The following is a 24,040-nucleotide window of genomic DNA, read 5'->3' as shown; positions in this document are numbered from 1 at the left end:
CTGAGGGGATTGGACATGCGTTGGATGGGATGGTCGTTGCTGTTGATGGTGCTGTCGAGCGAAGCCTGGGCTCAAGCCTGTGTTGTGCACAGCCAGGGTGAGCGGCTCGACGTCAAGGTCTGCCAGCAGAACCGCAGCATTCCCGCGAAACTGTTCAGCGACGGCTTCTGCCAGCCGACGCTGGCCGGGCAAAAAGTCGAAGTGCAGTACGTCGATCAATGCCCGAGCGGTGCGTTCGGCGTGTGCAGCAACGCGCAAGTCGCCAATATGCCCTATCGCCAGGATATCCACTATTACGGTGTCGCCTCCGACGCGGCGTATCTGCAGCCGTATTGCGAAGGCCAGAGCCAGGGCCAGTGGCTCAAGCCGTAAGCTTCAGCCTAGCCAGTCGAGGGTCAGCAGCAGCCGTCGCTCACCCGGCGCCGGTTGCGGGGAGCGATGAATCAGCCCAAAACCTTCGTTGCCGTGCCACTTTTCGCCTTTCAATAGCGCCACATCACCGCGCTTGAGTTGCTGGATCTGGCTCATGCCTTGCGGCTCGGCGTTGGCCTGGCCCAATTGGTCGCGATCCATTGCGCCTTCCTTGATCCACTGACTACCGATTCCGCCATACGTGGTGATCAAGCGAACCGGCACGTGATCGACGTGAAAACGCGGACACATGGCCTTATCCAGCACCCGCAGACGCAAGCCGATGCGCCGTGCACCCAGCAGACAGGCGAACGCACTCACCAGCCATTGCAGGTCAGCGATGAAGCCTTCGTAGCCTTGCAGATCACGGAACCCGGCGGCCAATCCTTTCAGATCCGGATCGGCGTCTTCAGTCGGCAATTCGATGCAGAGCGACTCCGCCAAAGGCTCGTTGAGCGACAGCAGCAACTCTGCGAAATCGGCGATGTGTAGCGGCAGTTGACGCTGCCAGACTGCGAGATTGACGTCATCTGCGAGGATTCGCGTCAGCGTTTCGGGCGTCGGCCCCTGATGCTGATAACGGGCACGATTTTGCTGCAATTTGAGCGCGAGCATCAGGCGGCCTCATCGTGCCAAGGGCCGAACGGGTCAGGCAGCATGCGCCAACCTCCCACGCCGACAGCCATCTCTTCGTCCGTGAGGAGGCAGGCCTCAAGTTCTGACCTGAGCTGTAAGAAATCCATGTTCTGGCCTATGAAAACCAGCTCCTGACGGCAATCTCCGACACTGTTCGTCCAGTTTTCCATGATCGCTGCGGTACTTTCCTGATCCTGCGGCCATTGGCTTTTCGGTACGAAACGCCACCAGCGCCCGGCAAAACCATGACGCATCAGACCGCCGGCCTGCGACCAACTGCCTGCGTCGGTGGGTTTGCTGGCGAGCCAGAAATAGCCCTTGGAGCGCAGCAGTTTGCCGTTGGTCCACGGACGATCGATGAAGTTGAAGAAGCGCTGCGGATGAAACGGGCGACGTGCGCGGTAGGCCATCGAGGCGATACCGTATTCCGTGGTTTCCGGCACGTGCTCACTGCGCAATTCCTGCAACCAGCCCGGCGCTTGAGCGGCTTTTTCGAAATCGAAACGCCCGGTGTTGAGGATCTTCTCCAGCGGCACCTCACCCATCACCATCGGGATGATTTCCGCCTGGGCGTTGAGGCGCTTGAGGATTGCCATCAGCTCTTCGCGCTCCTGACGGCTGATGAGGTCGATCTTGCTGATCAGCAGTACGTCGGCGAACTCGATTTGTTCGATCAGCAAATCGGTAATCGAGCGCTCGTCTTCGTCACCCAAAGTCTCGCCGCGGGAGGCGAGGCTCTGCGCAGCCTGATAATCGAGGAGGAAATTCACACCATCGACTACCGTAACCATGGTGTCGAGCTGTGCGACGTCGGCAAGACTTTGCCCGTGCTCATCGCGGAAGGTAAATGTTTCAGCGACCGGCAATGGCTCAGAGATACCGGTGGACTCGATGAGCAGGTAGTCGAATCGTCCTTCGCGGGCGAGTTTGCTGACCTCTTCGAGCAAGTCCTCGCGTAACGTACAGCAGATACAACCGTTACTCATCTCTACCAGTTTTTCTTCGGCGCGGTTCAAGCTGACATCACGCTGGACTTCGCTGCCATCAATATTGATCTCGCTCATATCGTTAACGATGACAGCGACGCGCAAGCCTTCTCGATTACGTAGTACGTAATTCAAAAGCGTACTTTTTCCGGCGCCGAGAAAGCCCGAAAGAACGGTCACGGGAAGCTTTGATGACATTGGATAATCCTCATCGGGTGGTAGCCAATACGGGCTTTTGCCAGGTTTGGCGTAGCGCGCTGCGTTCTGTGGCTCCAAAACAGCAATATGTAGAAGCAGACGCTTGAAATTGGCGCGCTCAAGCTGAATTGAGATTAATGTTATAGTATAACAATATGAATAAGCCAGCCCCGGTTCTTGCTCAAACCGATAAAGCACAGGAAGCTGCGTGACATCTGCTCACTGGGAATCGTGATGAGAAACGCCCTGAAATGCTCGCTGCTAAGTCTTGCGTTACTGTCGTGCACCCATGCCTGGGGACAAATTCCCGCACTCGCCAGCTGCACACGCAGCGCAAACCTGTTGGCCTGCATCGATGCCCAAGGCAACGCCTACAGCGTGAATACCGTGGGCAATACGATTTACCTGCGGGGGTTTGAGAAGGAAGGCAAACGCTATTGGGCGCAGACCAACAGCCGCTTCGGCCAACTGACGTTCTTCACCGGGATCGCGTCTGACGGGGAAGCCTGGGTGGGCTACACCCGCCGGGTCGGCTGGACGACGATCAATCGCTTCTCCAGCTCCGGCGGCAGCAGTGCGAAGTTCACCTGCAATCGAATGACCGGCTGTTAAACCTGCGCTTTTGTCTGCTGTTGCTGCCAGGCGATATAGCTGTCGATTGGCGGATACTTCTGAAAGTAGCTCTGCAAACCGTCAAAAAGACCGTTGGCGATAGCTTGCTGATGACGGGCAGTGACCAGCCGCTGTCTGTCGCGCGCATTGGAAATGAACCCGGTTTCCACCAGAATCGACGGCACATCCGGCGACTTCAACACGGCAAATCCGGCCTGTTCCACACGCTTCTGATGCAGGTTCGTAATACCTGCCAAGCTGCTGAGAACGTTGCTGCCGAGCTGCAGACTGGCGGCGATGGTGGCATTCATCGACATGTCCAGAATTACCCCGGCGAGCATCGGATCCTTGTCTTTGAGATTGAGCAGACTTGTGGCACCAAGCAAATCGGCACCGTTTTCCCTCTGCGCCATAAAACGCGCGGTGGCTGAAGTCGCGCCGCCCTGCGACAAGCAGAACACCGAAGCACCGGACGCCGTCAGGCGAGGTGCGGCATCGGCATGTACCGAGATAAACATGTCTGCCTTGTGTTGACGTGCGATGTCTACGCGTTTGCGAAGTGGCACGAAAAAGTCTTCGTTGCGCACCAGTCTCACGTCGAAGCCTTTTTCTCTTTTTAGCCGCTTAGCGAGCAATTGCGCGATGGAAAGCACCACGTCTTTTTCCCGAATCCCCTTCGCACCAACCGCGCCCGGGTCCTTGCCTCCGTGGCCTGGATCAACGACAACAATAATGTCGCGTCTGGGGTGAGCCTCATTCGAAGGTGTTTCACGTGGAACCATTGCTTTATTTGGTACCTGTTTGGCGTCCACCAAATCGAGCACCAGGCGGTGCCCTTGGTCACCTTGAGGCGCCAGAAGAAAACTGTTCAATAGCATCGGTTGGTTTAGATCAAGGACAATTCGCGTCCCTTCGCGACCAAAAACCCCGGAGCGGATGGACCGTATTCCCGTACCCGCCAACGCCAGTTCACTGAAATCCCCGCTCAGGCTCGCTCCGGAAAGGTCAATAATCAAACGCTCTGGTGCGCTCAGGGAGAAGGCTTTGTAGCGTACAGGACCACTCAGATCGAACACCAACCGCAGCTTCTCATCCGAACGCCAAAGCCGCGCGTTGCGAATTTGCGCACCCGACACAGTGAAAGGGAAAGCAAAAGCCATGCTGGCGAGAAGCAGATTAAGCAGATGACGTCTGTGCATATGAAAACCCGTTCATGAAAAAGGCATCGTGATTTGAATTGTTATAATGTAACATCCAATTCAATTAACACGATGGTTCCGAACATGAATTCGCTGACACTTCCGGATATTGCTAACCAAGCCGCTCACCAGGCCTTACCCCTTGATTGGGTGGGAATGTGCGGCATTGCTCTGCCGATCGTGCTGGAAGGCCAGCGTCTGAACGCAAAGGCTGATGCAGGCGTGAGCCTGGAGGACGATGACGCGCGCGGTATTCACATGTCGCGCCTGTACCTGGCTTTGGCAGGTCTTGAGCAGCGAGACCTCACGCCGTTCGTTTTGCGTCAGGTACTGGAGGAGTTTCTGGCTAGCCATGAGGGTTTATCCAACAGCGCCTACCTGACTATCCACAGCGAAATGCTGTTGAAAAGACCTGCATTAGTCAGCCCGCTGGCCGGTTGGAAAAGCTATCCAGTGAGCATCTCAGCAAGTCTGAAAAACAAAATGTTCCACGTGGAACTGAAAATCGACGTGCCTTACTCCTCGACTTGCCCCTGCTCAGCAGCATTGGCACGCCAGTTGATCCAACAGCAATTCATCACCGACTTTGCCAACAAGGCACTCCAGCATGCCGAAATCCTGACTTGGCTTGGATCAAGCCAGGGTATTGTCGCCACCCCACACAGCCAACGTAGCACCGCGCGGCTACGCATGCATCTGGATGAATTCATCGACGAACTGCCCCTTAGCGTAATCATCAACGATGCAGAGGCTGCCCTGGGCACTGCCGTGCAAACCGCCGTGAAACGCGCTGACGAACAAGCCTTCGCTCTGGCCAACGGTCAGAACCTAATGTTCTGCGAAGACGCCGCACGGCGACTGAATCTGGCTCTGCGCCGCTCCCCCGGCGTCAGTGGCTTTCACATTCGAGTCATTCACGCTGAAAGCCTTCACGCCCACGATGCCGTCGCCGAAAGTCACTGGCACCGAGAACTCGCATGATCCGCTGCCAGACTTTGAGCTGGGGTGCTCCAGGCCAACCGCTGACTTCCCCCCTGACACTCGATCTGGAACGCGGCAGTCTGAGCGCCATCGTCGGTGCCAACGGTTGCGGCAAAAGCAGCCTGCTGAAAGTCATCGCCGGACTGCAGAAACCCTTGTCGGGACAAGTCGCCCTCGGTGTTCCACGTCAGGGTGGATTGTCGTTCCTGCCGCAACAGCAGCATCTCGACAGACAGTTCCCCATCAGCCTGGAAGAACTGGTAGCCGCCGGATTCTGGGGCCGGCGCTTATCAACAAAACTGCGCGCGCAACGTCTCGCTGACGCACTCGATAACTGGCACTTGAACGGACTGGGAGCGCGTCCGCTGATGGCCCTTTCCGGAGGCGAATTGCAACGCGCCCTGCTCGCTCGCCTTACCCTGACCGATGCCCCGCTACTGTTGCTCGATGAGCCCCACGCCGCCCTCGATGAACTGGGCCAGCATTTGCTCTGGCAGCACATCCACGCCTGGCACGCCGAAGGGCGAACATTGTTAGTGGTGTGCCACGACCTCGCCGCCGTGCGCCAACACATCCCGCAGACGCTATTGATCAAAAACCGTGAATGCACGTTCGGTCCCAGTGCCGAACTGATCCAGCAAACACCCGATATGCAGGTGGCCTGATGCACGCTGTCGCGCAGTTCTGGCAACCGTTCAACGAGTTCGTGTTCATGCGCCGCGCCCTGCTCGGCGGGTTGGTCCTGGCCTGCAGCACGGCGCCTCTTGGAGTGTTCCTGATCCTGCGGCGCATGAGCCTGATCGGCGATGCAGTCGCTCACGGCATCCTTCCCGGTGCTGCGCTGGGATTCTGGTTTGCCGGCCTCAGTTTGCCGGCGCTGACATTTGGCGGTCTCGGCGCCGGATTGGGCATGGCCGGCCTGGCTGCATGGATCACCCGCCGCACAGGCCTGCGTGAGGACGCCAGTCTCGCCGCGATCTATCCGATCTCGCTGGCCAGTGGCGTGCTGATTCTCGGCATCGCCGGCAAGCGCCTCGACCTCCTGCACTTGCTGTTCGGCTCGGCACTCGCCGTCGATGGCCCGACCCTCACCGGCATGTTGTGGGTCTCGGGACTGAGCTTGGTCGCCATGGTCTTGATCTATAAACCGCTGCTGCTCGACACGCTAGACCCGTTGTTCTTGCAAACCGTCAGCCGGCTCGGGCCGCTCGCCCACGGTGTGTTCCTGACGCTGGTTGTACTGAATCTGGTGATCGGTTTCCAGGCCATCGGCGCCTTGATGGTGGTCGGTCTGATGATGCTGCCCGCCGCCGCGTCGCGGTTCTGGAGTCGTCGCCTGCCTGCCCTGATTGCCATCTCGGCGCTCATCGGCTGCCTCTCGGTGTGGTGCGGATTATTGATCTCGTTCTATTACTCGCTGCCCAGTGGTCCGGCCATCGTGCTGGTCGCAGGGATCGGTTATCTGCTGTCGGTCGTGTTCGGACCGGTGCACGGCCTGCTGCGCCGCCCGCCTTTGCTCACATCCCAATGAGGTGTTTCCCGATGCGCGTTTTACTCGTGTTATTCAGCCTGATGCTGTCGATGTCGTTGTCGGCGGCGGAAAAATTGCCGGTGGTCACCAGCTTCAGCATCCTCGCCGACATGGTGCATCAGGTGGGCGGCGAGCATATCCAGATCTCCAACATGGTCGGCCCGGATGCCGATGCCCACACCTACGAACCGACGCCCGATGACGCCAAAGCGCTGCTCAACGCCAGACTGATCATCAAGAACGGGTTGGGTTTCGAGCCGTGGCTCGATCGTCTGGTGACCAGCACCGAGACCAAAGCCACGGTCGTCAGTGCCAGCCGCGGCGTGATTCCTCGCTCGCTGGATGAGGATGGCGAGACCGTGCCCGACCCGCACGCCTGGCACAATCTGGCGAATACCGAGCTGTACATCGCCAACATCACCAAGGCGCTGATCGCTGCGGATCCGGCAAACAAGGCCGACTACCAACGCAACAGCCAGGCCTACCTGAAACAGATCTACGCTCTGCTCGCCGAAGCCAAGGCCAAACTTGGCTCCCTGCCGCCGGGTAATCGCAAGATCGTCACCAGCCACGATGCGTTCGGTTATCTCGGACAGGCCTACGGAATCGACTTCATGGCGCCGCAAGGTCTGTCTACCGAGCGCGAACCTTCCGCTGCCGAAGTCGCTGCGCTGATCACCCAGATCCGTCAGGCCAAGGTCAAAGCGGTGTTCATGGAAAACATCAAGGACGCACGCCTGCTCAAGCAGATCGCCGATGAGAGCGGTGCGCACATCGGTGGCACGCTGTACTCCGATGCCCTCGCCGCCAGCGGCCCGGCCAGCACCTTCGCCGGCTTGTTTCGATACAACCTCAACACCCTTTACGAGGCGCTGAGCCAGCCATGATCCGCAAGAATCCTTCCGGCGATCTGCCACAAATAGCCGAGTCAGCCTACGTCGACAAAACCGCGATCATCTGCGGCAAAGTGGTCATCGGCGAGAACGTGTTCGTCGGCCCCTATGCGGTGATCCGCGCTGACGAAGTGAACGCTTCAGGCCAGATGGAACCGATCATCATCGGCGCCAATTCGAACATTCAGGATGGCGTGGTAATCCACTCCAAATCCGGCGCCGCCGTGACCATCGGCGAATTCACCTCGATCGCTCACCGCTCGATCGTGCATGGCCCATGTGTGGTCGGCGACCGGGTATTCATCGGATTCAACAGTGTGCTGTTCAATTGCGCAGTCGGTGATGGCTGCGTGGTTCGACACAACTCGGTAGTCGACGGCCGAGATTTGCCGGAGGCGTTTTACGTGCCCTCCACCACCCGCATCGGCCCCAACACCGACCTCTCGCAGTTCCCGCCGGTGAGTGTCAGCGCCTCGGAGTTTTCCGAAGACGTGGCGCGCACCAACGTCGATCTGGTGCGCGGTTACAAAGCCTTGCAGAACGAGTTCTGAACCATGAGCAGCGTGCTGATTCGCAACGCCAGACTGGTCAACGAAGAACGTGAGTTCGATGGCGATCTGCTGGTCAGTCATGGCCGTATCGTCAAGATTGCGCGCAGCATCGAAGGTGAGAATGCCCACGTGGAAATCGACGCCAACGGTCAATGGCTGTTGCCGGGGATGATTGACGACCAGGTGCATTTTCGCGAACCGGGAGCGCCGGCCAAGGGCAGTATTCATAGCGAGTCGCGCGCTGCGGTGGCGGGTGGCATCACCAGTTTCATGGACATGCCCAACACTCGACCGGCCACCCTCACCCTCGAAGCGCTGACGGATAAAAAGCGTCGAGCGGCGATCAATTCCGTGGCTAACTACGGCTTCCACTTCGGTGTGAGCCAGGACAATCTCGACACGGTGGCTGCACTCAATTCCCTGCGAAGTGGCCGGGGTCAAAGTGTTCATGGGTGCATCCACCGGCAACCTGCTGGTGGATAATCCGCAGATTCTCGAACGCCTGTTCGCCGAAGTGCCGACGATTCTGCTGGCCCACTGCGAACACACGCCGAGCATCGAAGCCAACGCTGCCCGGCTGCGCGAACGCCTGGGCGAACAGCTGCCGGCGAATATCCATGCGCTGATACGCGATGCCGACGCCTGCTACCGCTCTTCGTCGCTGGCAGTGGAACTGGCGAGACGGCACGGCACTCGCCTGCACGTGCTGCACCTGACCACCGCCCGCGAATTGGCGTTGTTCGAGGACAAGCCGCTCGCGCAAAAGCACATCACCGCAGAAGTCTGCCTGCATCATCTGCTGTTCGATGACCGCGACTATCCAGCCCTCGGCAACCTGATCAAATGCAACTCGGCGATCAAGACACCAGCCGACCGCGATGCCCTGCGCGCGGCGTTACTTATCAATCGACTGGACGTCATCGGCAGCGATCACGCACCGCATACCTGGGCAGAAAAGCAGCGCCCGTATGCCGAAGCGCCTGCCGGTTTGCCGCTGGTGCAGCACGCCTTGCCGGCACTGCTGGAACTGGTGGCCGATGGTGTGCTGCCAATCACCACGCTGGTGGCGAAAACCAGTCACCGGGTGGCGGACCTGTTTGCGATTCCGGATCGGGGTTATTTGCGCGAAGGGTATTGGGCGGATCTGGTGCTGGTTGAGCCAGCGGCTCTGGAAGTGTCGCGGCAGCCGATTCTGTCACAGTGCGGGTGGACGCCGTTTGCTGACAAGACTTTCCGCTATCGGGTGAATACCACGTTGGTGTCGGGGCAGATTGCCTGGCGGGAGCAGCGTATCAACGACGGATGTCAGGGGCTGGCGCTGCGGTTTATGCGGTGACAACCAAGACGCCTTCGCGAGCAGGCTCGCTCCCACAGGAATCACCTTGGCCCTGTGGGAGCGGGCTTGCTCGCGAAGCTTTTAAGCTCTCGGCTTCACAGTGCCGCAATCCTGACCCAACCACACCGCGCGGGTTTCCAGACTGCCCTTCTGGTTAATGCCGATGGCATTGAACGTACCGTTGGCTACAGTGGTGAACTCACGATCACTGAGGAACGTGGCGACACCGGTGCCTTGTGCTTTCGGGCAACTGAAGTGGAATTTCCACTGGTTGCCGGTGCGTTCGGTGATCTGCTGTTTGCAGCCCGACTGCGGATCGGCCAGCGGAATATCGTTGGTCGCCACCTGCTGCGGCGTCAGGCAGGCACGAATGCCCTTGCCGCCGATGTTGATCCCGTTCTTCTCCAGCGCCGCGCGCTGTTGCGGGGTCATCTGGCCCTGCAACTGGCCGAGGATCGATTGCACATCCATGGGCTGGTCATCGACCTTGACGTTGCTCGAGGTCATTTCCCACAGCCCCGGCTGCAGCATTTGCGCCTGCGCAACCAGCGGCATTGCCAAACCCAGGCCCAGCGCCAAACCCAGCAGACGAACGTTCATCGAAAAAACTCCTGATCAGTAGTGGCCGTTAGACGTCGGCCGGTTGCTTCGGTTCATGCACCAATTAAATAGCGACAATCGCAGCGGAACATGGTCTGTTAAGCATCGAATCTTCAGGAGCAAGGTTGCCCCATGGATTATTTTGGACCGCACATTTTCGGTTATCTGATTGCCCTGATACATACCCTCGGCCTGATCGCCGCGATCCACGCGGTGCTGACCGTACGCACCGCCCAAGGCTCGATCGCCTGGGCATTGTCGCTTATTTTCATTCCCTACCTGACCCTCATCCCTTATCTGGTATTCGGTCGCAGTACCTTCGACGGTTACATCAAGGCGCGGCGCCAGGCCAACGAGCAGATGCGCCAGGCCATCTCCGAGCTGAACTGGCGCCCGTGGGTCGAAGAAGCCCTCACCGCCCGCGCCTCCAATGCCTACGCCTCGCTGCGCGCCATGCCCAAGCTGGGGCGCATGCCGTGTCTGGCGAACAACGAAGTGCAGTTGCTGGTGAACGGCCAGGCAACCTTTGACGCGATTTTCCGGGCCATCGATCAGGCACGCGAAGCCGTGCTGATCCAGTTCTTCATCATCCACGACGACCGCCTCGGTCAGCGCCTGCGCGACCTGTTGCTGAAAAAAGCCGCCGAAGGCGTGGCGATCCATCTGCTTTACGACCGGATCGGCAGCCACGCCCTGCCCCACAGTTATGTGCAGGCGCTGCGCGACGGCGGTGTCGAGGTCAAAGCCTTCGCCACGCGCAGCGGCTGGCTCAATCGCTTCCAGGTAAATTTCCGCAACCACCGCAAAATCGTCGTGGTCGATGGCGTGCTCGGTTTTGTCGGCGGGCACAACGTCGGCGATGAATACATGGGCGAGAAACCACCGCTGGCGCCCTGGCGTGATACTCACATTCAGGTACGCGGCCCGGTGGTGGCCTGTATGCAGGAGTCGTTCGCCGAAGACTGGTTCTGGGCTGCGCGCGCATTGCCGCCGTTGATCCTGCCGGACGTCTACCCGGATGACGGTGTGCTCTGCCAGTTGCTGGCAAGCGGCCCGGCCGACGCTTACGAAACCTGTTCGCTGTTCTTCGTCGAAGCGATCCACGCAGCGACCGAGCGGGTATGGATCACCAGCCCATACTTCATTCCCGATGAGGCCGTGTTCGCCGCGTTGCGTCTGGCGGTTCTGCGTGGCGTCGATGTGCGTCTGCTGCTGCCATCGCGCCCCGACCACCGCATCGTCTACGCCGCGTCCAGCCTGTATGCCTTCGAAGCGGTGCGCGCCGGCGTGCGGGTGTTCCGCTACGAGCCGGGGTTCCTGCATCAGAAAGTGGTGTTGATCGACAGCGAAATCAGCGCCATCGGCAGCGCCAATCTGGATAACCGTTCGTTCCGGCTGAATTTCGAAGTGATGTTGCTGACCGTCGACAGCGACTTCGCCGCCAGCGTGGAACAGATGCTCAACGCTGACTTCGAGCAGGCTTACGAAGTCGCCAAAGAAGAAAGCCGGGAGATCCATCGCCTGCAACAGGTCGGCATGCGGATCGCCCGGCTGATTTCCCCGATTCTCTGACCAGCACCTCTCCCCACAGCGGGAGAGAGGCGCTCAGGCATTACGGGTGATAGATGTCGTCCCGCGTCCAAGGCAACTCATGGCTACCATCGGCGTGCGCTTTCACTGCCAGGATCTGGTGCAGATTGATCCAGCCCCGCGCAAAGGCGTAAGCGCATCCGGCCAGATACAGGCGCCAGATTCGCAGCGCCTGTTCCGGCACCATTTTCGCCGCAGCTTCGAGGTTGTCCTCCAGCCGCTCACTCCAGTGGTCCAGCGTGCGTGCGTAATGCAGGCGCAGGCTTTCGACGTCGACAATTTCCAGCCCCGCTTCGCTGATCTCGGCCGAGATCATTGCCAGGTGCGGCAGTTCGCCATTGGGGAATACATATTTCTCGATGAAATCCCCGGCGCCACGCCCGACCGGGCGGCCATCGGTGTGTTTGGCGGTGATGCCGTGGTTCATCACCAGACCGCCCTCTTTCACCGCGCCAAACAGGACTTTGCAGTATTCGGCGAGGTTGGCGTGGCCGACGTGTTCGAACATGCCGACGCTGACCACTTTGTCGAAACGCCCGTCCTGGGGCAGATCGCGGTAGTCGAGCAGTTGCAGTTCAACCTGATCTTCCAGGCCCTCGGCTTTGACGCGCTCGCGGGCCAGTGCCAGTTGTTCCTTGCTCAGGGTGATGCCGAACACTTTGGCGCCGAATTCCCGTGCGGCAAAACGCGCCAGCCCACCCCAACCGCAGCCGACATCCAGCAGGTAATCGCCGGGCTGCAGACGCAGCTTGCGACACAGGTGCCGGAACTTGGCCTGTTGCGCTTGCTCGAGGGTTTCACTGCCGGTTTCAAAATAGGCGCAGGAATACGCCATGTCGCTGTCCAGCCACAGCTGGTAGAACTCGTTGGACAGGTCGTAGTGATAGGAAATGGCTTTGGCGTCGGTTTCCTTGTCGTGCACCGCTCGCACAGGCTGGGCGCCTTCATCCTCGTCGAGCAAGGCACTGCTCAATTCATCGCAAACCCGGATGACTTCGCTGATCGAGCCCTCCAGTTCGAGCTTGCCTTCGACAAACGCCGCCCCCAGCGCGTCAAGGCTTGGATGGGTGAACTGGGTGACCATCGTCGGGTCCTTGACCACGATGGTAACGCTGGGCGCCGGGCCCAGATTGAACTCATGGCCGTCCCAGAGTCGCAGGCGAAGTGGAAGCTGCAAATTCTGCAAGGCCGGTGGAAGTTGCGCGAGCATGGAAAATCCCCCTTGTTTCAGACGTCAGATCTGAGGGTAGACCATCCTTGAAAAATAGCAGGCTATCGATTTGATAGTCCGCCCCTATGAGCCGCGATGGCCCAAGGGCGCCAGTGCGCCCCGGGCAAGAGCACCTTCACAGATGACTGCTTCGCGCCTCGACAGTTCGCAAAATTGCGTGAGCTAGTCCTGAAGTTTCAACAATGGCTCCTGAAACCGCAGCAAGCGGCCGGCATTGCCCAACACCAGCAATGTACTTAGATTGTGCAGCAACGCTGCAATCATCGCCCCGGCAGCGCCGAGCCAGCCGAAGGCGGCGAAGATGACAATCGCCAGCGTCCAGCCCAGTCCGATGATCACGTTGACTTGCAAAGTCTTGCGGCACTGCCGGCTCAGGCGCACACAGGTGCCGAGGCGGCGCAGGTCACTGCCAATCAGGACGATATCCGCCGAAGCCAGCGCAATGTCGGCACCGCCCGCGCCCATCGCCACACCCACCACACCGGCCTTGAGCGCCAGCGAGTCATTGATGCCATCCCCCACCACCATCGGCCGGAACCCAGTGGCGATTTCCTTGAGCACGCGGTTGAGTTTGTCCTCGGGCAACGCCTGGGCTTCGACCTCTTGCAGCCCCACTTCGCGAGCCAGCGTCTGCGCGACACTCTGGCGGTCACCGGTCAGCAGCAACTGACGGCCCAGGCCCAGTTCACGCAATTCATTGAGAGCAAAACGCGCTTCCGGTTTGACGCTGTCGGCCAGCAGCAGCCAAGCGACGAACTCCCCATTCAACGCCAACCCGGCAATCGGCCCGTCATGTTCGGGGACGCGGGTGGTGACAATACCCAGTTGCGCGAACAGTTCGGGACGCCCCAGCGCCGCCTCGCCCTGCGCGGTCATGGCCACGACACCCAGACCCTGGCGCTCGTGAATGTCCGTCAGCGGAAGGCTCTGTTCCTGACTGACCAACCCCGCCAGCGCGCGGCTGACAGGGTGGCTGCTGGCCGCGCCGAGACTGGCTGCCAGTGCCATCACCGTAGACGCTTCCAGACGCGGGCTGTTGATCGATTGCAAACGCAAGGTGCCGTAGGTCAGAGTGCCGGTCTTGTCGACCACCAGCGAAGTAAGGTCTGCCAACTCCTCAAGAAACGCTGAACTGCGAATCAGAATGCCGTGGCGCGCCGCGACCGCCACTCCGGCAATTGCCGTGGCCGGCGCAGAGAGCACCAAAGCGCAAGGACATGCCGCCACCAACACCGCGAGCATGGCTTGCGCGTCATGGGTGACAAACCAGGTCACCGCTGCCAGCAACAACACCAGCACCATGTAGCTGCCGGCATAACGTTCAAGCAAACGGGTGATGGGTGGCTTCGAGCGTTCGGCGTTCTGCATCAGTGCGATGACTTTACCCAGCGTCGATTGATCGCCGGTGCGGGTCACCTCAATGCGCAGCAAGCCGTCGAGGTTGATCGCGCCGCCGAACACCGTCATGCCCACCGCCGTTTCCACCGGCACCGACTCGCCGGTGATCAATGCCGTGTCGAGGCTTGCCTGGCCGAACAACACCCGGCCATCCGCTGGCACCCGATCCCCGGCGCGCACCTCTAACGTGTCGCCGGGCTTGAGCGTGCCGTTATCGACTTCGATAATCGAACCGTCCGCCTGAATCTTGCGCGCGTGGCTGCGGGTCAACTGGCCGAGGGCGTGGATCGCTTCCTGCGAACCGATCACGCTGCGCTCTTCCAGCACGTGGCCGAAGATCATGATGATGGGTAATAGTGCGGCGGTCAGCAGATCCCCGGTCGCCCACGCACCGAGCATCGCCAGCGCAATCAGTTGATCGGTGATGCCGTGCAGGCTCGGATAACGCAGGCTGTACCACGCCGAACGCATCACCGGCACCGCCACCAATAAAGAGGCGAAACCCAGCAGCAACTGACTGACTCCGGTTTGCTCCGGGACCAGCCAGCGCCAGATCAGCCCGAGGCCGAGCAAGCCGAGGGCGAGCATCGCCAAAGTCAATTGTCGGGCAGCGCGGCGCTGTTCGGCCGAGGACAACAGGCTCGGTGTGGCTGTGGTCGCAGTCATTTACTGGCTCCCTGAATGATCAGGCGGGAATCGTCTTTCGGATCGACCGTGGTCACGGAACCGGCCTGGCCGAGAATCTTCGGCATGCGTTCGCGGTACAAGCGCAGCAGCATCTGCGGGTCGGTGCCTTGCAGTTGAGCCTTGGCCAGGCTCAGCACCGTGGCGGTGTCGGCGGAGGCTTTCGCCAGCCGCTCGCCGGCCTGCGCATGGGCCAATTGCAGGGTGCGATCGGCGTGCTCGTTGGCGGTCTGGGTGAGTTTTTCCGCCTCGGTGCGTGCGTTGGCAACTGCTTTATCGGCTTGCTGACTGGCGGTCAGAACAGCATTGAAAGCGCTGACCGCAGGGTCCGGCAGACTCGACTGAACGTCGACCCGCGCCACTTCGATGCCGATGCCCTGCCCGCTCGCTTTCAGTTCAGCCAGGCGCTTGTTGATGCCTTGCACCAGATCACCGCGCAGTCGTTCGCGACGTTCGGCCGCCTGGTTATCGGCGCCGATCAACTCCGGTCGGGCAACCAGAATCGTGTCCAGATCCCGGGCGGCGGTCAAAGCCACAGCGCTGCGGGTGACCAGCCGATCCAGTGCCGGCAGCACATGATCGCCTTGCAACACGAAGTCATAGGGATCGGTGACTTTGTAAAACACACGCACATCCAGCTGAACGACGCCGGCGTCGCCAGTCAGCAAATAGCCGGAGCCGGCCAGCGCATCGCTCAAAGGGGTGGCAAAGGTTGCAACCCGGTCGGCCTTGATCGCCTCACTGCTGCGCAGCAGATTTTCAACCCGGCGCTCAATCACCCGATCCGCTGCCGGTAGCAGCACCACCTGCTCGAATGGCTGCGGCCAGGCCAGTAGCAGCCCGGCATTCTGGATGCGTTCCAGTGCGCCAAAGTGCAGGACCACGGCGCGATTCTGCGGATCGATCTGCCGCACATTGGAAAACGCCCAGGCTAACGCGGCCAACACCGTGACCGCGTACAAGGCAAAAAACGCCAGGCGTCCGGCCTGAATCCACGGACTGCTCAGCGAATGTGTTCCACGTGGAACTTCATCACTCATGGCTGCGATCCGGATTTGTTTTCGACATTCGGCGGGCCGTCCACCAATACCCGGAACGGCGCAGCGTCGGTGCGCAGAATCAGCTTGGTATCCGGCGTAACGATGGTGCCCAAAGTGTCCAGCGACCGCAGCAGGTTGTACAACTGCGGCGATCCAGCGTAGGCACGGCCATAAATTTGCGCCGCTTCGACTCGGGATTGCGCTTCGATTTCTGCAGCTTTAACTGTCGCGTCGGCCTGAACGATTCGTGCATCGCGCTCGGCAGCAGAACGAATTTGCGCGGCTTCACGCTTGCCGATGGCGGTGCGTTCGGTGGCGATTGTTTCACGCTCGGCGCGCATCCGGTCGACCGTGGCCGTGAGTGTGACCGAAGGCAAGGTCAGACGTTCGACACCCACCTGCACCACGCGCACACCGTAAGTGGCAAGCAGTTGTTGATCGATCTGCTGACGCAGTTGCGCTTCAAAATCGGCGATACGCACTTTGCTGGCATCGGTATTTACCAGATCCGCCAAATCAAAACTGCTGGCGGTGGTTTCCAGCGCCGAGCCTACAAACGTGCGAATCTGCCGCGCCGCTTCGTCCGGCTGATTCTGCACCGCACGCATGAAGCGCTGCACGTTATCCGGGTCGCCCTGCACCTGCCACGCCACGTAGGCCTGAACGATGATGCGCAAACCGTCGCGAGTGCCGACATCCTGCAAACCGCTGGAGGTGGTGCGCAGGCGCAGATCCACCGGGATCGCCGCTTCGAAAGGCGCCGGCCAGCGCCAGCTCAAACCGGGTTCAAGCAGCACCCGTGAAGGATTGCCGAAACGGGTGATGACCGTGGCTTCACCCGAGCGCACTTGCACAAGGCTCGCCGCCGCGATGGCAAACGCCACCAGCAACACCGCCCAGCCGATCCGCCGCCAAGGGAACGGTCCCGCCTCTTCCGGCGCGCCGTGGTGATGGTGATGATGCCCATGATGATGGTGATGCCCGGCGTGGCCGTGATCGTGGCCGCTGTGGTCATGGGAATCGTGAGTGTGCGACTGGCTCAAGGGGCAACTCCTGGTTGAGCGGTGGTGCGCGCGGGCGTCGGATCAGCCGGCAGCGTGAACGTACGCAGGTCGATGGTCGGCGCATTGCTGCTGCCGCCTAAACGGTGGTCGAGTACCAACAGTCTGGCCTTGCTCAGACCGAGGCTGAGCTGACTCAGATATTGCTCGAGCACGAATGCCTGGCCAGCGCTGGCATAGGCTTTCTGCTCAGCGCTGAACTTCAGGTCTGCCGCCTGCGCCGTCGCGTTGACTTCACGGGCGCTGGCACTGGCCTGATCGCGGGCCAGGCTAGCCTGCAATTGCGCCTGATTACTGGCTTCTGCCGCAGCGCCGCGCTCACGGGAGATCAACGCCTGCGCGCCGATCTGTGCTGCTTGCACGCTGTGATAAGCATTGGCCGCACCGGCTGGCGGATGAATCGCTTCGACCACGGTGGCGAGAATCTCCACGCCGCTGTTGAGCTTCTGCAGATCGCCTTGTACCGCACGACCGATTTCTTCGCCCAGCCCTACCCGGTCAGCACCGAGCAAAGCGTCGAGGGTGCGCGAGGCAAAATCGTGAACCAGAATCCGGCTGGCGGTACTGCGGATCAGCGTCGGCACATCAGCGTTGTTGTAGGTGGCGGCCAAGGCGTCCTGATCCCGCAGGCCGATGCGATAGACGAAGCGCACGTCCATGTTGACGATCTGGAAGCTCTGCTGATCGCCACGACTGCTGGCGATCACCTGGGATTTGTCGTTGACGTGGCTGGCATCCCACAAACGGTTGGCGCTCATCGGCGCCGCGCCTTCGGCAGGGTCAGCCTGTGTCGGCGCAGGCGCATCGCCGATGCTGGTTGCCAACTCGTGCACCACGCCATTCTCGACGCTGAGCACACGACCCAGCGGCCATGGCAAACCGGCGTGCAATCCGGGGCCGAATACTTGCACCGGTTTGCCGAAACGTTCGTAAATGCCGCGTCCTTGCAACGGAACTTCGTGGATGCCGGTCAGCAACCAGCCGACGGCAACCACCAGCGCCAGCACCGGCAGAAAGGCGCGACGCATGTAGCTGAACGCCCAGATCTGGCGCAGATCGATGCCGAAACGGTTGTGCAATTCATGCTGTAAAGCCATAAGCGGTTGCGGCGGCCAGCGCAGCATGTCGGCGACAAAACTGCGTGCCAGCAGGGTCGGTTCCAACTGTTCACGACGCGGGCTAAATACAGAAAGAACAGCACGCAATAGCAACTCAATCGCGACCAATCCCGGCAAGATTCCGATCAACACCGCAAGGCGCACTGGCCACACGGAAGCCTCGCTGGCAAATAACAGACATAACGCGCCCACTACCAGACTGATAATTGCAACGCGTGTCAGTTGCGCGAGCGAGCCGGCCTCCGGCCACTGCGCCGGATTCTCCTGAGCCAATTGCCGCTCCAGCACCAGCAAGCCGAACCCCAACAGCAACATCAGTACCGCGCCCACGGTGGCCGACAGCCCCACCGCTGCGGGCGGTAACGCCAGGTTCCAGACCTGTTCGATGCCGATCATCACCAGCACCGACCACCCGCCCAGCCACAACGTGGCCGCACCAATCTGCCCCAGCAGATGCAAACCGCGCTGACTCAGACGCTCCAGCAGCCGCTCGTACCAGCCCTCAGCTGCCGTTTGCTCGACTTCGCTCAACGGCTCATGGGCGAGCGGATGCATGACCCGCGCACGCCATTGCGTCACCCACCATGCCGACTGCAGGCCGGCGACCAGCACCAGCAGCGCTGCACCGAGATTCACCAGCAACGCCGGCCATATCGATTGCGCGGCAAACAACCCGATAAACATCGCCAACACCCACCCTGCCCCGGCCAATGCGCCGAGACCGATGGCCAGGCGGCGCAATCGTCGCCCCTGCGTGGCCGCTTGTTGAAAGCGTGGCAACCCGGTCACTTGCGTGCCATCGACATCCAGATCGACTTGCATATCACCCCAACACCTTTGATTCATCGGCTTATTCGTTACGATATAACGAAAGCCGTGAAATATTCGTACACAAATACGCTTATCTAAAGATGCGCAACCTGTCGCTTGCCTGAAGCCTTGACCGAAATGTCCGGAAACGCACATATTACGTTCGTAATTTTATTCACCTACTATTTTCAGCGATCGGTATTCCCAACCTGGAGTAACAGCATGAGCAATTACGACGTGGTGATTCTGGGCGGCGGCCCCGGTGGTTATAACGCGGCGATCCGCGCCGGCCAGCTGGGCCTGAAAGCCGCGTGCGTGGAAGGTCGCGCCACCCTCGGCGGCACCTGCCTGAACGTCGGTTGCATGCCGTCCAAGGCCTTGTTGCATGCTTCGGAGCTGTACGACGCGGCCATGGGTGCGGAATTCGCCAACCTCGGCATCGAAGTCAAACCCACGCTCAACCTCGCGCAAATGATGAAACAGAAAGACGAGAGCGTAGGCGGCCTGACCAAAGGCATCGAATTTCTGTTTCGCAAGAACAAGGTCGACTGGATCAAGGGCTGGGGCCACATCGATGGTCCGGGCAAAGTCACGGTGACCGACGCGCAAGACAACAAGACCGAGCTGAGCGCCAAGGACATCATTATCGCCACCGGCTCCGAACCCACGCCTCTGCCTGGCGTCGAGGTCGACAATCAACGCATCCTCGACTCCACCGGCGCACTGTCGCTGGGTGAAGTGCCCAAGCATCTGGTGGTGATTGGCGCCGGGGTGATCGGCCTCGAACTCGGCTCAGTCTGGCGGCGTCTCGGCGCCCAGGTAACCGTGGTCGAATACCTCGACCGCATCTGCCCCGGCGTTGATGGCGAGGCCGGCAAAACCCTGCAACGCTCGCTGAGCAAACAAGGCATCAGCTTCAAGTTGAGTTCGAAGGTCACCAGCGCCACCACCTCGGCCAACGGCGTGCAGCTCAACGTTGAACCCGCCGCCGGTGGCAACGCCGAATTGCTCGAAGCCGACTACGTGCTGGTCGCCATCGGCCGGCGCCCGTACACCAAAGGTCTGGGCCTGGAGAACGTCGGCCTGAGCACCGACAAGCGCGGCATGCTCGCCAACCGCCAGCACCGCACCGAGGCAACCGGCGTGTGGGTGATCGGTGACGTAACGTCCGGCCCGATGCTCGCGCACAAGGCCGAAGACGAAGCGATGGCCTGCGTGGAACAGATCGTCGGCAAGGCCGGCGAGGTCAACTACGAGCTGATTCCCAACGTCATCTACACCCGGCCCGAGCTGGCCAGGGTCGGCAAGACTGAAGAACAGCTCAAGGCCGAAGGCCGCGCCTACAAGGTCGGCAAATTCCCCTTCACCGCCAACAGCCGGGCGAAGATCAACCACGAAACCGAAGGCTTTGCCAAAGTCCTCGCCGATGAACGCACGGATGAAGTGCTCGGCGTGCACCTGGTCGGTCCGAGCGTCAGCGAGATGATCGGTGAATACTGCGTGGCCATGGAGTTCAGCGCCTCGGCCGAAGACATCGCGCTGACCTGTCATCCGCACCCGACCCGCTCCGAGGCCTTGCGCCAGGCGGCGATGAATGTCGAGGGGATGGCGACGCAGATGTAGATGGTCACCCGAACCCTGTGGGAGCTGGCTTGCCAGCGATGGCGTCAGTCCTGTAACCGTTGCGGTCGCTGACACACCGCTATCGCTGGCAAGCCAGCTCCCACAGTTGACCGTGTTCCTGCAGGAGGACTGCGGTCGAATGTGGGAGCGAGCCTGCTCGCGAAAGGAGCAACCCGCTCTACAGCGGCAGATGCCCCAACGGCAACGCCCCCGGCGTCTTCACCGTGTGAATCGCAAAGTTGCTGCGAATATCACTCACGCCCGGCAGCTTCAGCAGGCAGCCGCTGAGAAAGCGGTCATACGCGCGCAAATCCGGCACCACCACCTGCAACAGAAAGTCCGACTCCCCCGATACCAGAAACGCCGAGATCACTTCCGGCAGCGCCGTGACCGCTGCGTAAAAGGCTTCCGCCTGTTCATCGTTGTGGCGTTCGACCTTGACCCCGACGAACACCGTCAGCCCCAGCCCCACCTCATCGCGATCCAGGTTGGCCTGGTAACCGCGAATCACCCCGGCCTCCTCCAGCATCCGCACCCGGCGCAGGCACGGTGACGCCGACAGGCCGATCTCGTCCGCCAGCTCGACGTTGCTCAATCGTCCGTTGCGCTGCAGGGCGGCGAGAATCTTGCGATCAAAGGCGTCGAGTTTCATGGTTGGCAGATCCTGATGGTCAAGGCGCAAAAAGAAAGCAGGTTATGCCAATCACGAGGCTTTTTGAAGCTGACTTCGCAAGCACCTGCCCCGGCCTTGCGCCATAAACTTTGCTCACCGAATCGACAACGAAAGGGCGGCGACATGGCAAACATCGGGTTGTTTTTTCTGGCACTGGCGGTGGTCTTCCTGTTGCCCGGGCCGGACATGATCCTGCTGCTGCAAACCGGCGCCCGTCAGGGTCGTGGCGCGGCACTGGCGACCGCCGTCGGTCTGGCGATTGCCCGGGGCTGTCATGTGGCGCTGGCGGCGCTGGGTCTGGCCGCGCTGTTCAAGGCGGCGCCGTGGACGTTTGATCTGGTGCGTCTGGCGGGCGCGGCGTACTTGCTGTGGATCGGCGTTCAATGCCTGCGCAGCACGTTGTTGCCGAACCTCACTGCAACTGCCGTGACGAACACCCAAGGACAATGGCGCGAAGCGATTCGCCGTGGTCTTTTGACCAATTTGCTCAACCCCAAGGCGCTGCTGTTCTGCTCGGTGCTGTTGCCGCAATTCATTGTCAGTGACGGCGCAGCGGTGCTGACCCAATTTGCCACCCTCGGCGTGTTGCTGGTGGGCGTGGGGCTGCTGTTCGACAGCGCCTACGCCCTGACCGGCGCCGCGCTGGGCCGCTGGCTGCAACACAGTCCAACCGCCCAGCGCGTCCAGCAATGGCTGTTCGGCAGCCTGCTGATCGGCTTCGCCGTACGCCTGACGTTTATCCAGCAGGCCTAGGGTTTGCGCGCCTTGCGCCGACGACTGAACAACACCAGCACACCAGCACTGATCAACAACAGGACACCGACCACCGGCCACTTGTACGGACGCAACGAATTGCGCACCGCGTCGGTCACCTGGGTCACGTAACGCTTGTCGGCGTTTTCGAAATCCGGGTACGGGCACTGGTTGCCGAAGTCCACCGCCCACGGCACGTACGGGCCTTCATCGACGTAGCGTCGATACAGCGCGCTCTGCTCTTGCAGACTGCTGTTGAAACCCGCGGCGTTACACAACACCGCGGCAAACGCCTGGCTGGTGTGCGGCAGATTATCAGCGGCCCGACTGGCCAGCGCGGTCGCGACAAAACGGTAGTGATAACGCTCGTCCGGCTGCGCTTCACTGGCTTTCTGGCGCTTCACTTCGTCCTCGGCCACCAGCGGCCCGACTTTCAGTTCGGTGTTTTCCAGGCTGTAGTTGCCGCCAAACGTGGCGTAGTCCGGCGCCATCTCGTAGCCGAGAATATCCATGCCCCACTCGCGTGCGGTCCACGCCGCGTTGTACAAGGCGCTGGCGCGTCGGGTAGGCCACCACGCAGCGTCGGCTTTCATCCGTTGCTCGCCGTAGAGCCGGGCCTTGTGCTGCAGATCGGGATTGTCGAAATAGCCGACCGCTTCCTCGTAATGCCCCTCGCGCAGCAAGCGTCGTCCCAGCAGATTGCGCAGACTAGCGGCGACCGGTAGCGGCACGTAGTTGTCGCGCTGCTGCTGGGTCAGCGCCGGTGGTGCCGGCACGTTGTCATCGACATAACGCTTGAGCTCATCGACCGTCAGCACGCGCTCGGCCACCGTCGCCGCGTCGAACCAATAGATGCTGTTGCTGCGATACAACTGCACGAATGCTTGCAGGTATTCGCCGCGTTGCAGCGCCAGAATTGCGCTTTCGCCCTCGACCCGGCATTTCGGCTGGACGGTTTCGAAGTCCCAGTCCGGAGTGCGCCGGTAACCCCAATCCTCGGTCTGCGGGAAGGCCTGCGCGGCTTTGGCATAAGCGGCAGCCGCGGCATTTTTATCGCCGTCACGCACGGCCAGTTTGGCCCGCAGCCACCAAGCCAGTCCGCCGTCACCGGCGTTCTCGAGAAAAGCCTTGGCGCTGGCGTAGTCGCCTTGCTGGTAATTCATCGCCGCCAGTCGATCAGCGTTTTCCAGGCTGCCACGGGTGCTGTTCTGCAGCAGCTGGATCAGTTTTTTCTCGTTCGGCGGTTGCTCGTCGAATGACCAGCCCATGCGGCTGATCAACGAGGCGGTAACCAGTTGCTGCACAGCCTTGCGCTCCAGCAGCTTTGCCAGTTGCGGCTCGGGCAGTTCGGCCAGTTCATTCATCAGTTGTTTCAGCGAGGTATAACCCACGGCCGAACCGTGCAGGTTCTGCGCTTCATACAGTTCGATGGCGCCGTTCCAGTCACCGGCGGTACGCAGCACCCGTGCCTCTTCACCGAGGCTGGCAACCCCCAGCTCCAGCGGATCGCTCAAGCCATCGATGCTCATCTGTCGGGCCTGGCGGAAGGCCTCGCGCGCATTCTCGAGCGCTTCGATGGCATCGCTTGCTTCGGCACTCATGGCAAACCAGGTGCGGCCCAGGGAATACGCAGCCCAGGTGCTGCGCAGCGGGCGCTGATCGGCCGGCAGCGCCAGCACTTTATTGAAATACTCGACCGCCAAGGGATGATCGCCCGTGGCAAATGCCACCGCGCCCGCCACGTACAAACGGATTTCCGCTGGCAGGCTGGCGCCCTGCGCCTCGACCTGACGCGCATCGGTCAGACCGCGCAATTGCTTGACCAGCGCCTGTTGTTCGGCGCTCAGACCGACCTGTTCGGCTTTCTCGCGAACCGCCGCAGGTTCGTTCTCGTCGCCGTACATGTCGTCGGGATTGTGCGTCGCAGCAGTGACGTTCTTCAGCCCGGCGATGGTTTTGCCCAGGCGGCTGATCTCGAAGTTGAAGTTGCCCTCCGGCAGCTCGGCCAGGGATTGCCCGCGATTGTCGAGCAGGCGCATGGGAAAGTCCGGGCCGCAGGCCAGCGCCGAACCCAGCGGCAGGCTGAGGCTCAGGCAGAGCAGATGGCGGGGCCAATTACGGGTCA

The 24,040-nt window shown here is 60.8% G+C and carries 21 protein-coding genes and 1 pseudogene; 11 read left to right on the top strand and 11 right to left on the bottom strand.

The window, feature by feature from the left end:
* Window positions 1-15: 15 nt before the first annotated feature.
* Window positions 16-372 carry an NADH:ubiquinone oxidoreductase gene (locus DBR18_RS02360; protein WP_108589113.1) on the top strand — a complete coding sequence of 119 codons (357 nt, stop codon included), beginning with the start codon at window positions 16-18 and terminating at the stop codon, window positions 370-372.
* A gap of 3 nt (window positions 373-375) precedes the next feature.
* On the opposite strand, the gene DBR18_RS02355 is transcribed toward DBR18_RS02360, so the two are convergent.
* Together DBR18_RS02355 and zigA are read right to left on the bottom strand one after the other, a co-directional pair.
* Window positions 376-1,026: a DUF1826 domain-containing protein gene (locus tag DBR18_RS02355; protein WP_108589112.1), complete on the bottom strand. Its 651-nt coding sequence runs from the start codon at window positions 1,024-1,026 to the stop codon at window positions 376-378.
* Window positions 1,026-2,231: a zinc metallochaperone GTPase ZigA gene (zigA, locus tag DBR18_RS02350; protein WP_108589111.1), complete on the bottom strand. Its 1,206-nt coding sequence runs from the start codon at window positions 2,229-2,231 to the stop codon at window positions 1,026-1,028. Before zigA ends, DBR18_RS02355 begins: the two co-directional genes overlap by 1 nt.
* Before the next feature lie 234 nt (window positions 2,232-2,465).
* On the opposite strand from zigA, the gene DBR18_RS02345 reads away from it, so the two are divergent.
* Window positions 2,466-2,843, top strand: a complete 378-nt coding sequence (locus DBR18_RS02345) for a glutamine synthetase (RefSeq protein WP_108589110.1) — start codon at window positions 2,466-2,468, stop codon at window positions 2,841-2,843.
* Here DBR18_RS02345 and DBR18_RS02340 read toward each other — a convergent pair.
* Window positions 2,840-4,042 carry an N-acetylmuramoyl-L-alanine amidase gene (locus DBR18_RS02340; RefSeq protein ID WP_108589109.1) on the bottom strand — a complete coding sequence of 401 codons (1,203 nt, stop codon included), beginning with the start codon at window positions 4,040-4,042 and terminating at the stop codon, window positions 2,840-2,842. The two genes, DBR18_RS02345 and DBR18_RS02340, sit on opposite strands and share 4 nt — an antisense overlap.
* Before the next feature lie 84 nt (window positions 4,043-4,126).
* On the opposite strand from DBR18_RS02340, the gene folE2 reads away from it, so the two are divergent.
* The 6 genes and pseudogenes from folE2 to DBR18_RS02310 all read left to right on the top strand — a co-directional run bounded on the left by folE2 (window position 4,127) and on the right by DBR18_RS02310 (window position 9,334).
* The gene (gene folE2, locus DBR18_RS02335; RefSeq protein WP_108589108.1) at window positions 4,127-5,023 is read left to right on the top strand and encodes a GTP cyclohydrolase FolE2; all 897 of its coding nucleotides are present in this window, start codon (window positions 4,127-4,129) and stop codon (window positions 5,021-5,023) included.
* A complete protein-coding gene (locus DBR18_RS02330) occupies window positions 5,020-5,688 on the top strand; it encodes a metal ABC transporter ATP-binding protein (protein WP_108589107.1) in 669 nt (222 codons plus the stop codon). The genes folE2 and DBR18_RS02330 overlap by 4 nt, the downstream gene beginning before the upstream one ends.
* Window positions 5,688-6,554 carry a metal ABC transporter permease gene (locus tag DBR18_RS02325; protein WP_108589106.1) on the top strand — a complete coding sequence of 289 codons (867 nt, stop codon included), beginning with the start codon at window positions 5,688-5,690 and terminating at the stop codon, window positions 6,552-6,554. The genes DBR18_RS02330 and DBR18_RS02325 overlap by 1 nt, the downstream gene beginning before the upstream one ends.
* An 11-nt stretch (window positions 6,555-6,565) precedes the next feature.
* Complete coding sequence (locus DBR18_RS02320; RefSeq protein ID WP_108589105.1) at window positions 6,566-7,441, top strand: metal ABC transporter substrate-binding protein; 876 nt, start codon at window positions 6,566-6,568, stop codon at window positions 7,439-7,441.
* Window positions 7,438-7,998: a DapH/DapD/GlmU-related protein gene (locus tag DBR18_RS02315; protein WP_108589104.1), complete on the top strand. Its 561-nt coding sequence runs from the start codon at window positions 7,438-7,440 to the stop codon at window positions 7,996-7,998. The genes DBR18_RS02320 and DBR18_RS02315 overlap by 4 nt, the downstream gene beginning before the upstream one ends.
* A 3-nt stretch (window positions 7,999-8,001) precedes the next feature.
* Window positions 8,002-9,334 (top strand): annotated as a pseudogene (locus tag DBR18_RS02310) (dihydroorotase).
* Window positions 9,335-9,415: 81 nt separating this feature from the next.
* Here DBR18_RS02310 and DBR18_RS02305 read toward each other — a convergent pair.
* Entirely contained in the window at window positions 9,416-9,934 is a 519-nt protein-coding gene (locus DBR18_RS02305; RefSeq protein ID WP_108589103.1) for a DUF3617 domain-containing protein, read from the bottom strand.
* A 132-nt stretch (window positions 9,935-10,066) separates the two neighbouring features.
* Between DBR18_RS02305 and cls the strand changes: the two genes are divergently transcribed.
* Window positions 10,067-11,506 (top strand): cardiolipin synthase, encoded by a 1,440-nt coding sequence (gene cls, locus DBR18_RS02300; protein ID WP_108589102.1) that lies wholly within the window; start codon window positions 10,067-10,069, stop codon window positions 11,504-11,506.
* Window positions 11,507-11,546: 40 nt separating this feature from the next.
* On the opposite strand, the gene cfaB is transcribed toward cls, so the two are convergent.
* From cfaB to hflK (DBR18_RS02275), 5 genes are all read right to left on the bottom strand, one after another.
* Window positions 11,547-12,734: a C17 cyclopropane fatty acid synthase CfaB gene (gene cfaB / locus DBR18_RS02295; RefSeq protein ID WP_108589101.1), complete on the bottom strand. Its 1,188-nt coding sequence runs from the start codon at window positions 12,732-12,734 to the stop codon at window positions 11,547-11,549.
* Window positions 12,735-12,917: 183 nt separating this feature from the next.
* Window positions 12,918-14,819 (bottom strand): heavy metal translocating P-type ATPase, encoded by a 1,902-nt coding sequence (locus DBR18_RS02290; RefSeq protein WP_108589100.1) that lies wholly within the window; start codon window positions 14,817-14,819, stop codon window positions 12,918-12,920.
* Window positions 14,816-15,877, bottom strand: a complete 1,062-nt coding sequence (gene hflK / locus DBR18_RS02285; RefSeq protein WP_108589099.1) for a protease modulator HflK — start codon at window positions 15,875-15,877, stop codon at window positions 14,816-14,818. Before hflK (DBR18_RS02285) ends, DBR18_RS02290 begins: the two co-directional genes overlap by 4 nt.
* Complete coding sequence (hflC, locus tag DBR18_RS02280) at window positions 15,874-16,920, bottom strand: protease modulator HflC (RefSeq protein WP_108589098.1); 1,047 nt, start codon at window positions 16,918-16,920, stop codon at window positions 15,874-15,876. Before hflC ends, hflK (DBR18_RS02285) begins: the two co-directional genes overlap by 4 nt.
* Window positions 16,917-18,878, bottom strand: a complete 1,962-nt coding sequence (gene hflK / locus DBR18_RS02275; protein ID WP_108589097.1) for a protease modulator HflK — start codon at window positions 18,876-18,878, stop codon at window positions 16,917-16,919. Before hflK (DBR18_RS02275) ends, hflC begins: the two co-directional genes overlap by 4 nt.
* Before the next feature lie 210 nt (window positions 18,879-19,088).
* Between hflK (DBR18_RS02275) and lpdA the strand changes: the two genes are divergently transcribed.
* Window positions 19,089-20,489 (top strand): dihydrolipoyl dehydrogenase, encoded by a 1,401-nt coding sequence (gene lpdA / locus DBR18_RS02270; RefSeq protein ID WP_108589096.1) that lies wholly within the window; start codon window positions 19,089-19,091, stop codon window positions 20,487-20,489.
* Window positions 20,490-20,667: 178 nt separating this feature from the next.
* Here lpdA and DBR18_RS02265 read toward each other — a convergent pair whose 3' ends face one another.
* Window positions 20,668-21,141, bottom strand: a complete 474-nt coding sequence (locus DBR18_RS02265) for an Lrp/AsnC family transcriptional regulator (RefSeq protein ID WP_007960832.1) — start codon at window positions 21,139-21,141, stop codon at window positions 20,668-20,670.
* A 144-nt stretch (window positions 21,142-21,285) separates the two neighbouring features.
* Here DBR18_RS02265 and DBR18_RS02260 point away from each other — a divergent pair, with 144 nt between their 5' ends.
* Window positions 21,286-21,915, top strand: coding sequence for a LysE family translocator (locus tag DBR18_RS02260; protein WP_108589095.1), 630 nt, complete (start codon window positions 21,286-21,288; stop codon window positions 21,913-21,915).
* Here the strand turns inward: DBR18_RS02260 and DBR18_RS02255 are convergent.
* The coding region (locus tag DBR18_RS02255; protein WP_108589185.1) for a hypothetical protein at window positions 21,912-24,040 on the bottom strand (2,129 nt) is incomplete at its 5' end. The two genes, DBR18_RS02260 and DBR18_RS02255, sit on opposite strands and share 4 nt — an antisense overlap.

The sequence above is a fragment of the Pseudomonas sp. HMWF021 genome, assembly GCF_003061005.1.
Lineage (GTDB): Bacteria > Pseudomonadota > Gammaproteobacteria > Pseudomonadales > Pseudomonadaceae > Aquipseudomonas.
This window is presented reverse-complemented; position numbering and strand designations above follow the sequence as displayed.

What these genes read in the sequence shown, in the direction of transcription:
- DBR18_RS02260 (WP_108589095.1), top strand. Translation starts at nt 21,286, where the DNA reads ATGGCAAACATCGGGTTGTTTTTTCTGGCACTGGCGGTGGTCTTCCTG.
- DBR18_RS02305 (WP_108589103.1), bottom strand. Translation starts at nt 9,934, where the DNA reads ATGAACGTTCGTCTGCTGGGTTTGGCGCTGGGCCTGGGTTTGGCAATG.
- DBR18_RS02290 (WP_108589100.1), bottom strand. Translation starts at nt 14,819, where the DNA reads ATGACTGCGACCACAGCCACACCGAGCCTGTTGTCCTCGGCCGAACAG.
- DBR18_RS02355 (WP_108589112.1), bottom strand. Translation starts at nt 1,026, where the DNA reads ATGCTCGCGCTCAAATTGCAGCAAAATCGTGCCCGTTATCAGCATCAG.
- zigA (WP_108589111.1), bottom strand. Translation starts at nt 2,231, where the DNA reads ATGTCATCAAAGCTTCCCGTGACCGTTCTTTCGGGCTTTCTCGGCGCC.
- DBR18_RS02265 (WP_007960832.1), bottom strand. Translation starts at nt 21,141, where the DNA reads ATGAAACTCGACGCCTTTGATCGCAAGATTCTCGCCGCCCTGCAGCGC.
- DBR18_RS02360 (WP_108589113.1), top strand. Translation starts at nt 16, where the DNA reads ATGCGTTGGATGGGATGGTCGTTGCTGTTGATGGTGCTGTCGAGCGAA.
- DBR18_RS02320 (WP_108589105.1), top strand. Translation starts at nt 6,566, where the DNA reads ATGCGCGTTTTACTCGTGTTATTCAGCCTGATGCTGTCGATGTCGTTG.
- DBR18_RS02325 (WP_108589106.1), top strand. Translation starts at nt 5,688, where the DNA reads ATGCACGCTGTCGCGCAGTTCTGGCAACCGTTCAACGAGTTCGTGTTC.
- DBR18_RS02330 (WP_108589107.1), top strand. Translation starts at nt 5,020, where the DNA reads ATGATCCGCTGCCAGACTTTGAGCTGGGGTGCTCCAGGCCAACCGCTG.
- hflK (WP_108589099.1), bottom strand. Translation starts at nt 15,877, where the DNA reads ATGAGTGATGAAGTTCCACGTGGAACACATTCGCTGAGCAGTCCGTGG.
- DBR18_RS02315 (WP_108589104.1), top strand. Translation starts at nt 7,438, where the DNA reads ATGATCCGCAAGAATCCTTCCGGCGATCTGCCACAAATAGCCGAGTCA.
- lpdA (WP_108589096.1), top strand. Translation starts at nt 19,089, where the DNA reads ATGAGCAATTACGACGTGGTGATTCTGGGCGGCGGCCCCGGTGGTTAT.
- folE2 (WP_108589108.1), top strand. Translation starts at nt 4,127, where the DNA reads ATGAATTCGCTGACACTTCCGGATATTGCTAACCAAGCCGCTCACCAG.
- cls (WP_108589102.1), top strand. Translation starts at nt 10,067, where the DNA reads ATGGATTATTTTGGACCGCACATTTTCGGTTATCTGATTGCCCTGATA.
- DBR18_RS02345 (WP_108589110.1), top strand. Translation starts at nt 2,466, where the DNA reads ATGAGAAACGCCCTGAAATGCTCGCTGCTAAGTCTTGCGTTACTGTCG.
- DBR18_RS02340 (WP_108589109.1), bottom strand. Translation starts at nt 4,042, where the DNA reads ATGCACAGACGTCATCTGCTTAATCTGCTTCTCGCCAGCATGGCTTTT.
- cfaB (WP_108589101.1), bottom strand. Translation starts at nt 12,734, where the DNA reads ATGCTCGCGCAACTTCCACCGGCCTTGCAGAATTTGCAGCTTCCACTT.
- hflK (WP_108589097.1), bottom strand. Translation starts at nt 18,878, where the DNA reads ATGCAAGTCGATCTGGATGTCGATGGCACGCAAGTGACCGGGTTGCCA.